Genomic DNA, 14,953 nt, shown 5'->3' with positions numbered 1-14,953 from the left:
AGCTCCCGACTGTGCGAGTTCGTCCATGCCGGCCCAGGGATCGTCGCGGCGCCGCACCAAATCGGGCACGGTGGCCATGGTGTAGTCGTCGGGGTCAGCGCCGGCCAGGTCGTCCCAAGTCAGCGGCGTCGACACGGTCGCGATAGGCGTGCGCCGCACCGAATACGCCGACGCCATAGTGCGGTCGCGGGCGTTCTGGTTGAAGTCGATAAAGATCCGCCGGCCGCGCTCTTCCTTCCACCATGACGTGGCCACCGTGCCCGATTTGGTGCGGCGCCGCGACGATCCCTGGGCCGGCATGGACGAACTCGCACAGTCGATTGCTCCATTGCTGGAAATGTCCGCGGCCGACGAAGAGCGCGGACTCGGCGACATGCCGTATCCGCCGAACTATCCCAAGATGCCGGGGGAGCCGAAACGCGTACAGCCCAGCAAGGACAGGGACCTGACCGGCAAGAACAAGCCGAAGTGACGCGATGCCGCGTCCGTTACGGCGCCGAAAGGCGGACGGGAAATCTCAGCGGTGTCGGCAGCGTGTGAGACTCCTCGGGTGGGTCATCCCCTAGATCCGGCCGCACGCCAATCTTTGTTGCGGCGTGGATTTGCCCTCGAATACGCCACATTGACATGGAATGCGGTCGGCATCGTAGTCCTGGCGGTAGCCGCCATCCAGGCCCGGTCGGTGGCCTTGGTCGGCTTCGGTCTGGATTCGTTGATCGAGATCGGAGCCTCACTGGTAGTCATTTGGGAGCTCTCCGGCACGGGTTACGCGCGTGAAAGGTTCGCATTGCGGCTCATCGGCGCTGGCTTTGCCGCCCTGGCGTTGTACCTGCTGGTGCAGTCGACCGTCGTGTTGGTCACAGGTTTTCATCCTCGGCACTCACCCCTCGGCATTGTCTGGACCGCAATTACCGCAGCGGCAATGTTCGGATTGGCTGCCGGCAAGACCAAAACGGGCGCCGCCCTGGATAACCCCGTCCTGGCCGCAGAAGGGCGCGTCACCCTCATCGATGGTCTACTTGCAGCTGCCGTTCTGTGCGGCCTGCTGCTCAACGCCATCGCCGGCTGGTGGTGGGCCGACCCCCTCGCGGGATACGTCCTCGTGCTGTACGCCGTGCGCGAGGCCAAAGAAGCCTTTTGACCCGGTCGGGTCAACCGCGAAGAATAACCGGCGGATTCATGCCGCCGTGGCTGATGGAGAGGTCGCGTGAACGGGTCGTTCTGGTGGAGCGTCGCAATTGGCATCGCCGCGGCGCTCATCCTGGCGTGGGTGGCCCTGGTAGCCGGACTCACGATCCTGCGGCCGCGCAGCGGATTGATGCGCGAGGCCATCCGCATCCTTCCGGATGTACTGCGCCTCATCCGCCGCCTCGCCGCAGACGAGACGCTACCGGTCGGTGTACGAATCCGGCTGTGGATGTTGTTGGCCTACCTGGCGCTACCTTTCGATCTGATACCCGATTTCATACCCGTGCTCGGCTACGCGGACGACGCGATCATCATCACAGCGATCCTGCGCAGCGTCGTGCGCCGAGCCGGAATCGGTGCGGTGCAGGAACACTGGCCTGGCAGCGCCGATGGATTCGCTGCACTCTGCCACATCACCGCCCTTGACAAATCGGGGAAGAGCGCGATGCGGTAGCGCCCTCGTCCTTAAGCATCGTGCGGGATTGATCGAGTGCGCCGGGCGGACGGCCGCCCGGCCCCAGCCCGTCCGTCACGAATTCGCCGCGCCGTCATTCTTCAGCACCTTGTCGACCAAGCAGCCGCCACGCCACCCGCCGGAACCGACAAATGGTGCGTGTGGGTGCTGTTCAAGTGAGTTCCCTTCGCGGAAGGGTGCATCCCGATGCAGACGGTCGCGGCGGCCGACAACGCTTATTCTGCGCTGAAGACCTTGCAAAATTCTTGCGCTTTTTCGCGATCGGCTGGACGTCGCGCGCGCCTCGACCGCCCGGCGATTTCAGGCTGTTGGTCAAGAGCTTTGCCTCAGCGTGATTGCGCAGCGGTTAAGCGGTTACCCCAGACCTATCGCCATTCGGGCTGGAGCCGCACGCACGACCAACCAAAGGAACACAAGTGGGCATCGGAATAGAAGTAGCAGGCCTGACCAAGTCCTTCGGCTCCACCCGCGTCTGGGAGGACGTCACGATGAACATCCCGGCGGGTGAGGTCAGCGGACTCATAGGCCCGTCGGGGACCGGTAAGTCGGTGTTTTTGAAGTCGTTGATCGGGTTGTTGCGTCCAGAACGCGGCAGCATCATCGTCGACGGAGTCGACATCATCGAGGCGTCAGCGAAAGAACTGTACGAAATCCGCAGGCTGTTCGGAGTCATGTTCCAGGACGGCGCCCTGTTCGGCTCGATGACGCTATACGACAACACCGCGTTCCCGTTGCGCGAGCACACCAAGAAGAAGGAAAGCGAGATCCGCGACATTGTCATGGAAAAGCTCGCGCTGGTGGGTCTGCAGGGCGACGAAAAGAAGTATCCGGGTGAGATCTCCGGCGGTATGAAGAAACGCGCCGGACTGGCGCGCTCACTGGTGCTCGACCCGCAGATCATCCTGTGCGACGAGCCTGACTCTGGCCTGGACCCGGTTCGCACCGCGTACCTGTGCCAGTTGCTCATCGACATCAATGCGCAGATCGACGCAACGATCCTGATCGTGACGCACAACATCAACGTCGCGCGCACCGTTCCGGACAACATCGGGATGCTGTTCCGCAAGCACCTGGTGATGTTCGGTCCCCGCGAGGTGCTGCTGACCAGCGACGAACCGGTTGTCGGACAGTTCCTCAACGGCCGCAGGATCGGCCCGATCGGTATGTCGGAGGAAAAGGACGAGGCGACGATGGCTGAAGAGCAGGCAATGGTGGATGCCGGTCAGCACGCCGGCGGTGTGGAGGAGATCGAAGGCGTGCCGCCGCAGGTCGTCGCGACGCCGGGGATGCCGGAGCGCAAGGCCGTCGAGCGCAGGAGGTCTCGGGTGCGCCAAATGTTGCACTCGCTGCCGCCGAAGGCGCAAGAGGCCATCCGCGCCGACCTCGAGGACTCTGACATGGCATCGGCGGGCTCGCGCAGCCGCTGACTGGGGGCGGCGGGTTGCCGGGCGCGGAGAATGTGCTTATCCAGCAATGATAATATGGTTCTCATGTCTCAGCGTCGCTACAGCATCATGCCATGACACGAAAACCGCATCTGGAAGCCGGCAGCGGTTTGCCGAAGCACGTGCAAGGCGCGGCCGACCCACGGTTCTCTTGTGCCGTCCAAACCTTCGCGAAGCTGTTTTGCGATCCCAGGTTCGGGGGCGGCTCACTTTCGGTGTACGTCCAGGGTGAACCCGTCGTCGACGTCTGGACCGGCTGGTCCGATCGGCACGGCGAGGTGCCCTGGACGGCTGACACCGGGGCCATGGTCTTCTCCGCAAGCAAGGGTGTGGCCGCGACGGTCCTGCACAGGCTCGTCGACCGCGGGCTGCTGTCCTATGACGAGCCGGTGGCACGGTATTGGCCGGAGTTCGGTGCCAACGGCAAGGCGGACATCATCGTGCGCGACATGCTTCGTCACCGGGCTGGGCTGTCGCACCTGCAGCGTGTCACGAAAGACGAACTGTTGGATCACCGCTCGATGGAGCAGCGGATCGCGGCCGCGCCCGTGGATCGATACGCCGGACGCGCGGCGTATCACGCGTTCACCTACGGCTGGCTGGTCTCCGGACTGGCCCGGGCCATCACCGGGATGGGCATGCGCGAGTTGTTCCGTCGCGAGATCGCGGAACCACTCGATACCGACGGTCTGCATCTCGGGCGGCCACCGAAGGATGCGCCAACCAAAGTTGCCCAGATCATGTTTCCGCAAAACACCCGGGCCAACCCGCTGATCGATCGCCTCGTGCCGAGGCTTGCCGAGGCCCCGATAGCCGGTGGCTTGGGCGCAATGTACGTCCCGGGCATCACCTCGCTGGTGCAGGGCGACACCCCATTCCTCGACAGTGAGATCCCCTCGGTCAATGCGGTGGTGACCGCCCGCGCGCTGGCGAAGATGTACGGTGCGCTGGCCAACGGGGGCCGAATCGACGGAAGTCAGTTCCTGTCTTCGGAATTGGCGGACGGCCTATTGGGCAAGATCAGTCTGCGGCCGGACCTGAATCTGGTGTTTCCGATGTCGTTTCACCTGGGCTATCACGGATCACCGGTGCCCGGCCTGCTGCGGGGGTACGGTCACGCCGGCTTGGGCGGAACGATCGGGTGGGCCGATCCGGCCACCAAAAGCTCGTTCGCGTTCGTGCACAATCGGCTGGTCACGCCGATCGTCGTCGACATGGCCCTTTTCGCGCTGTTGATCGCGCCGCTGCGACGTGCCATCACGGCCGTCTCGAAGAGCGGCTTCCACGCGGTGCCGCAGTTCGGTTCGTCCTATCGCGAAGCGGGAGCGCAAGCCCTGGGGTGAGCCGGCGCATCACGAAAACCCTGTCTGCGTCGACGAAGTCGCTGAGGTAGGCGCGCATCCTGGTTTGCTGTGGGACCATGTGGCGAATGAAAGACGACGATCCCGAGAAACGGATCCGTGAGCTGGAACGCGGGTTCGGCGGGCCGACCCCGACGGCCGGTGGTCCGTTTTACGACGCCGGCTTCACGTCCCCGCCGCGCCGGGCGGGACTGCGCTGGTCGCTGCTCGCTTTCGTCGCCCTGGCGATTCTGGTGCCGATCGCGATCGCGGTGGTCTGGGGGATCAAATCGGTGCGCAATACGACCGCCAACATCAACGGCGGCGGAGCGACGAGCGACGTACCGATCACCCTCGAGCACGGTGCCACCTTCAGCCTTGGGGGCAACGGGGCCAACGACACGATCGCCTGCAACGACGGGAACCTGACGCTGAATGCCAACAACAGCACCGTCAACGTCACCGGCCACTGCGCCAGCCTCCAGGTGCGCGGATTCGCCACTCATCTCAAGGTCGACAATGCCGACCGCATCGAGGTATCCGGCTACGGCAACGCGATCACCGAGAACGCCTGCAATGACGGCAAGCTGAGTTTCGCGGGCTACGGCAACACGTTTTCCACTCGCGGCCACTGTGCCAGCCTGACGCTCTCCGCCTATGGCAACCGAGTACAGGCCGACAGCATTGAAGGCATCGCAATCAGCAACTACGGCAGCCGGGTCACCGTCACCGGTCACTGCGGCAGCCTGAAGGTCTCGCTGTATCACAATCAGGTGCAGTGCGACAGCGTCGACACCGTCGAGTTTGCGGGTTACAGCTACAACAACGCGGTGACTTACCACACCGGTTCGCCGAAGGTCACCAATTCAGGCCGCAACAACAACGTGAATCAACGTTGACTTTGACCGTTTGACCCGCGAGCAGACACAGAATCGCATTGTGCGAGCTCTCCGCGTGCGATTCCGCGTCTGCTCGCGGTCGGAAATCTCCGCCCCCGATCGGCGCCGATCTCCGCGTATCCGCTGATGTTTTGCCACGTGCGGCGACGCATGCTGGCTAACATGAGCGAGATCGATCGACGCGCGGACCTGTCGCCGGTGGACTGGAGCGAAGTTGACGTGAGCGGCCTCTTGCCAACTGGCACGGTCACGTTGCTGCTGGCCGATGTCGAGGGTTCGACGCGGCTCTGGGAAACCCAGCCCGCTGAGATGACCGCTGCCATTGCCCGTTTGAACGAGACGGTGTCGCAAACCATCGCCAGGCATGACGGGGTGCGGCCGGTCGAGCAGGGCGAGGGCGACAGCTTTGTGGTGGCGTTTACTCGTGCCTCGGATGCGGTGGCCGCCGCGCTGGAGTTGCAGCGCGCCCCGTTGGCTCCGATCCGCCTACGCATCGGCATCCATTCCGGCGAGATACAGCTGCGCGACGAAGGCAACTACGTCGGGCCGACGATCAATCGGACCGCGCGGCTACGCGATCTGGGACACGGCGGCCAGACCGTATTGTCCGGTGCGACAGAGCAATTGGTGGTCGACCGGCTTCCGGCCGGCGCATGGCTGACCGACCTGGGTGTCCATGCGCTCCGCGATCTGCCGCGCCCCGAACGGGTGGTACAGCTGTGTCATCCCGACCTCGTCAACGAGTTCCCGCCGCTGCGCGACCCCAAAGGCGTTGTGTCTCAGCGCCTTCCGGTGCAGCTCACGAGTTTTGTCGGCCGCGATCCGCAGCTGACCGAAGTGCGGGAGTTGTTGGCCAACAACCGGCTGGTCACCCTGACCGGCGCCGGCGGGGTGGGCAAGACTCGGCTCGCCGTGCAGATCGCCGGGCAGCTGGCCGGCGAGTTCACCGACGGCGTTTGGTACGTCGATTTGGCGCCGATCACCGATCCCGACGTCGTGCCGATAGCGGTGGCGCGCGCACTCGGCCTGCCCGACCAACCCGGCCGCTCGACGATGGACACGATCACCCGTTTCGTCGCCGAGCGGCAAATGTTGGTGGTTTTGGACAACTGCGAGCATCTCTTGGACGCGAGCGCGGAGTTGATCATGGCTCTGCTCGGTGCCGCCGGCTTGACGCTGTTGGCGACGAGCCGTGAACCGATAGGCGTATCAGGGGAGGTCGGCTGGCGGGTGCCGTCGCTGTCGCTGGCCGACGAAGCCGTCGAGCTGTTCACGGATCGTGCCCGACGCGCGCGGCCGGATTTCGCGGTCACCGACGACAATGCCGCGGCCGTCGCCGAAATCTGCCGGCGTCTAGACGGACTGCCGCTCGCGATCGAGCTCGCGGCGGCGCGGGTGCGCGCGTTGTCGCTGACCGAAATCGTCGACACGTTGCACGACCGCTTCCGGCTGCTGACCGGTGGGGCGCGTACGGCCGTACGCCGCCAGCAGACGCTGCGCGCGTCGGTCGACTGGTCGCACGCGCTGTTGACCGCTTCCGAACGCGTGTTGTTCCGCAGGCTTGCGGTGTTCCTCGGCGGGTTCGACCTCGAAGCCGCCCAAGCCGTCGCAGGCTCTGGTGACGTCGAGCGCTATCAGGTGCTCGACCAGCTCAGCCTGTTGGTGGACAAGTCGCTGGTGGTCGCGGACGACAGCGGGGACCGAACCCGTTACCGGCTGCTGGAGACGGTGCGTCAGTACGCGCTGGAGAAGCTCGGCGAATCCGGCGAGGCGGATGCGGTGCGGTCGCGTCACCGCGACTTCTACACCGCGATGGCCGCCGCTGTCGACGCGCCGGCAGACAGTGACTATGAGAAGCATGTCGACCGGGCCGAGATGGAATTCGACAACCTGCGGGCAGCGTTCGACTGGAGCCGGGAAAACTCCGATATCGAGCTGGCGTTGACGCTCGCGTCGTCGCTTCTGCCGCTGTGGTTCGCGCGGGGTCGCGTCCTGGAAGGGTTCGCGTGGTTCGCCGCGGTCCTCACCGATGACGTTGCACAGGACCCGGGCCTGCCGGCAGCGGTCCTCGCCCGGGCGTTATCCGACAAAGCGTTGCTCGATTCCGGGATCGGCGCTCCCAACGTGAAACAGGCGCAACAAGCTCTGGCAGTTGCGCGCGACATTGGGGACGCAGCCGTGCTGGTGAGAGCACTGACCGCCTGTGGCCTGACCGCTGCCCACAATGCTGAGCTGCCAGGGCAGTACTTCGCCGAAGCGATCGAACTCGCTCGCCTCTCAGACGACAAATGGAGGCTCAGTCAAATCCTGGGCTGGCAGGCGCACACGTCGTTGCTCTTCGGTGACCCCGTCGCTGCGCGCGTGGCAGCCGAAGAGGGACGCGATCTCGCTGCATCAATCGGTGACGCGTTCAACTCGCGACACTGCCGCACCTGCCTCGGTCTGGCGCAAATGCTCGAAAGCGATATCGCTGGAGCGCTGACGCAATTCCGTGCGGTGGCCGCCGAGGCCATGGCCGCCCATGACGGGATTCTTGCGTGGGGAAACCTCGCGCACCAGGCCACCGCATTGGCGTGGCGCGGCGACGGGGAGGCGGCCTGCGCCGCGGCCGAAGCAAGCCTCGAGTCAGGGACTGAATTTGGCCCTCTCGTCTCAAGCATTTGCTACTCAGCGTTGGGATTTGCGGCCCTGGCGGCGGGCGATGTCGGGACCGCACTGGAGGCCACCGCGGCGGCTTGGCAGCATGCGCGGGTCCTTCCGGCGTATGCCGCGCACCCGCGGCCCCTCATCGCGCAGGCCGTCTTGGCGAGTGGAGATCCGGTCGCTGCCAGAGCTTGGGCCGACGACGCGGTCCGGTCGGCACCAAGCTGGATTCCGCTGATACTTTCATTGGTGACGCGCGCCCGCGTGGCAATGGCGCAAAATGAGCCAGAGCAGGCTGAGCGCGACATCCAGGAGGCTTTGGCGAACCTCCCCGAAGGCTTTCCCTTTGTGGGTATTGCTGACGTCCTCGAATGCGCGGCCACCTTGGCCGAGCGCAGTGGCCGCCATCGGGAAGCGGGACGACTTTTCGGTGCCGCAGCCGCTCTTCGGAAACGCATGGACATCGGACGGCTCAAGGTCTGGGAAGCCGATTACGAAGCCTCGGTCAATGCGCTGCGAATTGCGATGGGCGAGGCCGACTTTGAAGCGGCGTGGGCCGAGGGTGCCGCGCTGTCCACCGAAGAGGCGGTTGCCTACGCCCGGCGTGGTCGTGGCGAACGTAAACGCCCAACTAGCGGTTGGGGTTCGCTCACACCGACCGAACGCGACGTCGTACGACTGGTCAGCGAAGGACTCGGCAACGGCGACATCGCGACGCGGCTTTTCGTGTCACCCCGCACGGTGCAGTCCCACCTCACGCACGTCTACTCGAAGCTGGGCCTGACTTCGCGGGTGCAGCTTGTCCAGGAGGCAGCCCGCCACGTATGACGAGCAGACGCAAAATCGCACATTTCGTGCCGAAATTACGCGATTCTCTGTCTGCTGGCGGAACAAATCCACGGCCATGCCAGCGCGGGCGACGGCAAGCTATTGGTCGGCGGAAACGACGCGCCGCGCTCTGACGTCGGGCAGGTGGCGCTGCGCGAGTTCGTAGTCGGCATCGTCATGGAGGACTACTAGGCCTTTGGCCGCCGCCGTGCCGCAGATCAGCAGATCGACGACGGAGAGTGCACGCACAGCTCCCACACTTGCGAGCCGATGCTGCGCCGAATCGATCCATCCCCAAACAGATTTCGGCACCGGTACGTCGGGGTAGACGTCGCGGAAGGTCTGGTTCATCTGGTCGAACTCGTCCGCATTCCGTGCCGATCGGCGGAACTCGGCTCGTTGCGGTTCGCATGATCCGACGGCACCGCTGAAAATCGACGAAGTCCAGGCTTCGGTGAGCTCCGGCTGACGTTGGATCCGCCACACCGCAGAGGAATCCACCAAAAAGTAGATCAAGTCCCGACGGCCTTCTCGTCAGACCGCGCGGCGACCCAGCCCGCATAGTCCCAGTCCTTCGCGTGCTCTCGGGACCGGGCCAGTGCCTCGATGCGCCGGAACCGCTCGACATAATCGCGCATCGCGAGGTTCACGGCTTCCTTCTTGGTGTGCACACCGGCGATCCGCATCACGCTGGCCAGCGCTTCGTCATCGAGGTCGATCTGTGTGACAGACACCGGCAGCCTCCTGGGAGCATGGGAAATGTATCGACTCAGGATACATTGCCAACATCGCCTCAGCCCGGCGGCGTTTGGCCGTTGATATCGGGTCCCACCCGCTCCTCGTGACCTCTGGCGAGCAGACGCAGAATCGCACAATTCGTGCCGAAATTACGCGATTCTCTGTCTGCTCGCGCTAACGATCTTGACGACGTCGCCGTGGTGCTGCTAGACATGGCCAAGCCAGAAGTTTGGGCGATCGCCCAAAAGTCTGAAATAGGAGGTCGCATGCCGGGCCGGATGGAGGGCAAGGTCGCGTTTGTGACCGGCGCTGCGCGCGGGCAGGGCAGAAGCCACGCGCTCCGGCTTGCTCAGGAGGGCGCCGACATCATCGCCGTCGACATCTGCCGAGGATTCGACGCTTCGCCCGCAGACGGCGCGACGCCGGAAGACCTGGACGTCACCGCGGGGATGGTCAAGGACGCGGGTGGCCGCGTCTTCACCGCCGAGGTCGACGTTCGTGACTCTCCCGCACTGCAGGCCGCCGTCGACAACGGTGTCGAACAGCTTGGGCGCCTTGACGTTATCGTGGCGAACGCCGGGATCGGCACCACTGGGGGGAAGCTGCACAAGACAGACGAGGCGATCTGGCAGGAGATGATCGACGTCAACCTGAGTGGGGTTTGGAAGACGGTGAAGGCCGGCGTTCCACACATCCTCGCCGGCAAACGCGGCGGGTCGATCGTGCTGACCTCGTCGGTCGCCGGCGCCAAGGCGTACTCGCACATGGGTCACTATGTGGCCGCAAAGCATGGCGTGATCGGCCTGATGCGCTCTTTCGCAGTCGAATTGGGACAGCGGATGATCAGGGTCAACGCCGTTCTGCCGACTCACGTGAACACGCCGATGTTGATGAACGAGCAGACTTACCGCGGCTTTCGGCCCGAGTTGGAAAACCCTGGCCCCGACGATCTTGCGCCAGTGTGCCAAACCTTTCACTACCTGCCCATCCCCTGGGTGACCGCTGAAGATATCAGCAACGCGGTGTTGTTCCTCGCATCCGACGAAGCGCGGTACATCACCGGCGTCGCGCTCCCGGTCGATGCCGGCAGTTGCCTGAAGTAAAGGAAGCATCGATGACCTTGAACGACACCGCAAACGACACGGACGTCTACTACGACCCATACGACACCGGCATCATCGCCGACCCGTATCCCGTCTACGCGCGACTGCGCGAAGAGGCGCCAATCTACTACAACGAACGATACGACTTCTGGGCGATATCAAGGCATTCCGACGTCGAACAGGCACTGGCCAACTGGCAGGTCTTCTCCAACCGGCGCAGCGACATCCTGGAGCTGATCAAGTCGAAGTTCGAGATGCCCGGCGGCGTGATGATGTTCCAGGACCCGCCCGAACACACGACGCTGCGCGGGTTGATGTCGCGGGTCTTCACCCCGCGCAGGATGGCCGCCATCGAAGACCAGATCCGCGCCTACTGCATTCGGTGCCTGGATCCGCTGGTCGGCTCGGAAAGCTTCGACATCATCGCCGAACTGGCCTCGATGATGCCGATGCGGGTGATCGGCATGCTGTTGGGAATCCCCGAGTCAGAACAGATCTCGGTCCGCGACGCGAATGACGCCAACCTGCGCACCAAGCCCGGAGCGCCGCTGAAGGTGGCGGATGCCGACTCCATTGCCGACGGACGGATCTACGCCGACTACGTCGAATGGCGATCCAAGAACCCGTCCGACGACCTGATGACCCAGCTGCTCAACGTCGAGTTCGAGGACGACCAGGGTGTAGACCGGAAGCTGACCCGCAAGGAGGTGCTGCACTACACCCAAGTGGTGGCCGGTGCGGGCAATGAGACGACGGGCCGGCTGATCGGCTGGCTGGCGAAGGTGCTCGCCGAGCATCCCGATCAGCGCCGCGAAATCTATGAGGATCGGTCGCTGCTGAATCGCGCCGTCGACGAGACACTGCGGTTCGAGCCCACCGGGCCTCACGTTGCGCGTTGGATGGCAAAGGATTTCGAATGCTACGGCAGGACCGTTCCAGCCGGTAGCGCCATGCTGTTGCTCTTCGGCGCCGCCAACCGGGATCCTCGCCGCTACACAGATCCGGACACGTTCAACATCCACCGCGACAACATCTCGCACATCACGTTCGGCAAGGGCGTGCACTACTGCCTAGGCGCCAACTTGGCCCGCCTGGAAGGGCGCGTGGCACTCGACGAAATGCTCAACCGGTGGCCGGAGTGGGGGATCGATTACGACACCGCGAAATTGGCGCCGACGTCCACGGTCCGCGGCTGGGAGCGGCTTCGCGTCGTAGTGCCCTGATTCGACCCAGCAGCGCGAGCAGGATCAGCTGCGCCCGCGGCGCGACTTCGGTGTCGGCATCTCGAATCGGTCGAGGAATCTGCGCACCAGCGCCACGGCCTCGTCGTGACCTCTGGACGTGCCCAACCCCTCCTCCAGGATGAGGGTGCGGCCGATCGCGGCGATGACGACAGCCAAGCCCGCGGCTGGGAATTCGGCTGCGTCGAGGTCATGTTCGCGAACGATGAAGTTCAGTGCGGTGATCTGCATTTCGCGCCAGCGCTCGGACCAAGCCGCGATCTCTGCCCGAATTTCCTTGCGGTGGTTGGCAAGTCCCATGAACTCCAGCAACAGCCGGGTGTCCTTGGCTTCGGTAAGGGTGTCCCAGAAGGCGTGCAATGGCTGGTCGGACGCGAACGCCTCGCGCTGGCGCTCCAAGTAGACCGCGGCACCCCGCCGGAAAACGGCCAGATACAACTCGTCCATCGTGGGGAAGTAGTAGTGCACCAGAGCCGGTTTGACACCGGCTTTGGCCGCGACCCGGCGCGAGGTCGCGGCGGCGTAACCCTCCTCGACCATGATTTGGCTTGTCGCGTCGACGAGCATGTCGCGCGCGGTCGAGTCACGCGCCTTCGGCCGTTGGGAAGCCGTCATGCCCGGCAGATTTCCGGCTCGACATAGAGGACCGTCGAGCAAAGCATGTTCAGTTCCCTTCGGTCGGCCGTTGAGCGATCGCCCAAATCATGGAGGCCTCATGCTCCCATCTCTTGATGGTGGTGGTCAAGGCTGAGCTGGCGCCCTTGACCGCCGTCGACACCGGGTGGTAGGCATGTGAAGCCAATCGGTTGGGCGATCGCTCAGGAAGGTGGCGTTGGGTGAAGACGGCTGTCGTGACGGGTGGCGCGTCGGGAATCGGGCGTGCGGTCGCAGAACGGCTGCGCGGCGACGGTTTTCGGGTAGCCGTGATCGATCTGTCACCCACTGGCGACGGGTCCGGCCATGTCGCCGACGTGACCGACCCGGCAGAGGTCGACGCCGCGATGTCGGCGATCCGCGAGGAACTCGGGCCAATCCTGGTGCTGATCAACGCGGCCGGGATGGAAGGCTTCAAGAAGTTCACGCACCTGTCGTTCGAAGAGTGGTCCAGGGTGATCGACGTGAACCTCAACGGCGTCTTCCACACGATTCAAGCGGTGCTGCCGGACATGATCGAGGCCGGATGGGGACGCATCGTCAACATCTCGTCGTCCAGCACCCACTCCGGCCAGCCGTACATGGCCCACTACGTGGCGGCGAAATCCGCGGTCAACGGCCTGACCAAGTCGCTCGCGCTCGAATACGGCCCGTGCGGGATCACCGTCAACGCCGTGCCACCGGGATTTATCGATACCCCGATGCTGCGCAACGCCGAGCGGCGACAATTGCTCGGCGGAACCGTGGAGGATCACATCAACCGCACCCCGGTGCGCCGGGTGGGCCGTCCCGAGGATATCGCCGCCGCATGCGCATTCTTCGTATCCGAAGAAGCGGGCTACATCACCGGGCAGATCCTCGGCGTCAACGGCGGCCGCAACACCTGAGCGCAGAAGTGAGCCAATTACTTTCGGTGCTGCGAACTGCACCGTGCTGACCAACACGTTTAGGGCACCGGCCGGTCGGGGTATCTCGTGCCGAATCCCCTGACCGGAAGAGATGCAGCGTGGCTCCCAGTTTCGACGACGTGATCAAGTCCAAGTACCTGCTTTTGACCACCTTCACCAAGGACGGTCACCCGAAGCCGACGCCGATCTGGGGAGCGCCCGATGGCGACAGGCTACTGGTGATCACCGACGACGGGTCGTGGAAAACCAAGCGGATCAAGAACACGCCCATGGTGACGATCGCGAAGAGCGCGGCATTGGGTAAGCCGAAAAGCGAAGAGGTCGAAGCCGTCGCGCGCGTGCTGCCGAAGTCCGAGACCCGGCGGGTGTACAACGCCGTGCTCAAACGGTACTGGTATCACGCGTTGTGGTTCTATGCGCACTCGATCATTCGCGGCGGTATCGACAAGGTGCACGTCGGCCTGGAGATCAAGCCGGCCTAGATCGCTGCCAAGTTGAAACGAAATGTCGGCTCGGACGCGCAATAATCTTTTGTATGGATTCATGCCGCGGCACGAGCGCCTATCGATTGTCGGTCACGTGGGGACGGGCTGCGCCATGCGCAATATGGTAGCGGCAGTTGCTATTACGGGTCTCTGCATTTGCGCCGCCGGTTGTCACGGCGAGCCCAGCCAAGGCCGTAAAGCATCGACCACCACGACGACGAGGACAACGAAAGCCCCGCCTCCCGTTACGGAGGGTGCGTTGAAGGGGTTTCTTCTCGCGCCTGAGCAAATCAACGCCGTCATGGGAGCAACTGACATGAAAGTCACCAACAGCCGCGACACGATGTCCGACGACAGCGCCACGATGAGTCCCAAGGAGTGCTTAGCCATCGACGGCTCGGCACAGGCCCAGGTCTATGCCAACAGCGGGTTCATGGCTGAGCGCGACCAGACGCTGAACCGCCAAGACGGCAACAACCTAACCCATTTCGCCGAGCAGGCAGTGGTGCTGTTCCCCACCGCGAAGAAAGCCGGCGACTTCTTCACCGCCTCCGCCCAGCAGTGGCAGGCCTGCCGCGACTACACCCATATCCAGTCCAAGACGCACTGGACCGTGGGGGCGATATCCAACGCCAACGGTGTGCTGAGTACCGTCACGACTCTCGAGGATCCTCCTGCCACCGGCTGGAAAGCGTGTGGACGGGCATTGGTTGCGAAGAACAACGTGATAATCGATGTCAACACATGCAGCGTGGATCCGAAGAACTCGGCGATCGACATCGCGAATCAGATTGCTGCCAAGGTGCCCGGATGAGGACATTCAGTTGGGCGAATAGTTCGCAGTAGCCGAATATTTCGTCAATCCGTCACTTCCGCACCGGGAAGGCGGGCATGCCGCGGGTTTGGAATCCGGTAGCGCCGGCGCTAGCTGTACTCAGCCAGGACGTTGGTAGCAGGCGTGTCGGGTTGATGTGAGAAGAACCTCCGGGTGAGGTGTGGCTTGTCG

13 protein-coding genes and 3 pseudogenes are annotated in these 14,953 nt (G+C 63.9%); 12 read left to right on the top strand and 4 right to left on the bottom strand.

Annotation, left to right across the window (positions count from 1 at the left end):
* Positions 1–255: pseudogene (locus A5791_RS15405) on the bottom strand (ATP-dependent DNA ligase); the annotation flags it as partial.
* Position 256: 1 nt separating this feature from the next.
* Here A5791_RS15405 and A5791_RS26050 point away from each other — a divergent pair.
* The 7 genes from A5791_RS26050 (at position 257) to A5791_RS15375 (ending at position 8,818) form a co-directional block, all read left to right on the top strand.
* Positions 257–472: a hypothetical protein gene (locus A5791_RS26050; RefSeq protein WP_369828080.1), complete on the top strand. Its 216-nt coding sequence runs from the start codon at positions 257–259 to the stop codon at positions 470–472.
* Positions 473–550: 78 nt separating this feature from the next.
* Positions 551–1,141, top strand: a complete 591-nt coding sequence (locus tag A5791_RS15400; RefSeq protein WP_067238323.1) for a cation transporter — start codon at positions 551–553, stop codon at positions 1,139–1,141.
* Between the two features lie 66 nt (positions 1,142–1,207).
* A complete protein-coding gene (locus A5791_RS15395; RefSeq protein ID WP_067238322.1) occupies positions 1,208–1,642 on the top strand; it encodes a YkvA family protein in 435 nt (144 codons plus the stop codon).
* Between the two features lie 437 nt (positions 1,643–2,079).
* Positions 2,080–3,090, top strand: a complete 1,011-nt coding sequence (locus A5791_RS15390) for an ABC transporter ATP-binding protein (protein ID WP_067238321.1) — start codon at positions 2,080–2,082, stop codon at positions 3,088–3,090.
* A 92-nt stretch (positions 3,091–3,182) separates the two neighbouring features.
* Entirely contained in the window at positions 3,183–4,451 is a 1,269-nt protein-coding gene (locus A5791_RS15385; protein ID WP_067238320.1) for a serine hydrolase domain-containing protein, read from the top strand.
* Positions 4,452–4,537: 86 nt separating this feature from the next.
* Positions 4,538–5,347: a DUF3060 domain-containing protein gene (locus tag A5791_RS15380; protein WP_067238318.1), complete on the top strand. Its 810-nt coding sequence runs from the start codon at positions 4,538–4,540 to the stop codon at positions 5,345–5,347.
* A 219-nt stretch (positions 5,348–5,566) separates the two neighbouring features.
* The gene (locus tag A5791_RS15375; RefSeq protein WP_067238325.1) at positions 5,567–8,818 is read left to right on the top strand and encodes a LuxR C-terminal-related transcriptional regulator; all 3,252 of its coding nucleotides are present in this window, start codon (positions 5,567–5,569) and stop codon (positions 8,816–8,818) included.
* 99 nt (positions 8,819–8,917) lie between these two features.
* Here the strand turns inward: A5791_RS15375 and A5791_RS15370 are convergent.
* Positions 8,918–9,302 (bottom strand): annotated as a pseudogene (locus A5791_RS15370) (VapC toxin family PIN domain ribonuclease).
* A 97-nt stretch (positions 9,303–9,399) separates the two neighbouring features.
* Positions 9,400–9,552: pseudogene (locus tag A5791_RS15365) on the bottom strand (type II toxin-antitoxin system VapB family antitoxin); the annotation flags it as partial.
* Between the two features lie 270 nt (positions 9,553–9,822).
* On the opposite strand from A5791_RS15365, the gene A5791_RS15360 reads away from it, so the two are divergent.
* Both A5791_RS15360 and A5791_RS15355 read left to right on the top strand, forming a co-directional pair.
* The gene (locus tag A5791_RS15360) at positions 9,823–10,659 is read left to right on the top strand and encodes a mycofactocin-coupled SDR family oxidoreductase (RefSeq protein WP_067238305.1); all 837 of its coding nucleotides are present in this window, start codon (positions 9,823–9,825) and stop codon (positions 10,657–10,659) included.
* Between the two features lie 11 nt (positions 10,660–10,670).
* Complete coding sequence (locus A5791_RS15355) at positions 10,671–11,882, top strand: cytochrome P450 (RefSeq protein WP_067238302.1); 1,212 nt, start codon at positions 10,671–10,673, stop codon at positions 11,880–11,882.
* 24 nt (positions 11,883–11,906) lie between these two features.
* On the opposite strand, the gene A5791_RS15350 is transcribed toward A5791_RS15355, so the two are convergent.
* Positions 11,907–12,515, bottom strand: coding sequence for a TetR/AcrR family transcriptional regulator (locus A5791_RS15350; protein WP_067238299.1), 609 nt, complete (start codon positions 12,513–12,515; stop codon positions 11,907–11,909).
* A gap of 221 nt (positions 12,516–12,736) precedes the next feature.
* Here A5791_RS15350 and A5791_RS15345 point away from each other — a divergent pair, with 221 nt between their 5' ends.
* The 3 genes from A5791_RS15345 to A5791_RS15335 all read left to right on the top strand — a co-directional run bounded on the left by A5791_RS15345 (position 12,737) and on the right by A5791_RS15335 (position 14,761).
* A complete protein-coding gene (locus A5791_RS15345) occupies positions 12,737–13,441 on the top strand; it encodes an SDR family NAD(P)-dependent oxidoreductase (RefSeq protein WP_067238297.1) in 705 nt (234 codons plus the stop codon).
* A gap of 119 nt (positions 13,442–13,560) precedes the next feature.
* On the top strand, positions 13,561–13,944 hold the full coding sequence (locus A5791_RS15340) for a PPOX class F420-dependent oxidoreductase (RefSeq protein WP_067238293.1): 384 nt from the start codon (positions 13,561–13,563) through the stop codon (positions 13,942–13,944).
* Between the two features lie 22 nt (positions 13,945–13,966).
* A complete protein-coding gene (locus tag A5791_RS15335; RefSeq protein WP_369828079.1) occupies positions 13,967–14,761 on the top strand; it encodes a sensor domain-containing protein in 795 nt (264 codons plus the stop codon).
* Positions 14,762–14,953 lie beyond the last annotated feature (192 nt).

The sequence above is a fragment of the Mycobacterium sp. 852002-51163_SCH5372311 genome (genome assembly GCF_001667115.1).
Taxonomy (GTDB): Bacteria; Actinomycetota; Actinomycetes; order Mycobacteriales; family Mycobacteriaceae; genus Mycobacterium.
This window is presented reverse-complemented; position numbering and strand designations above follow the sequence as displayed.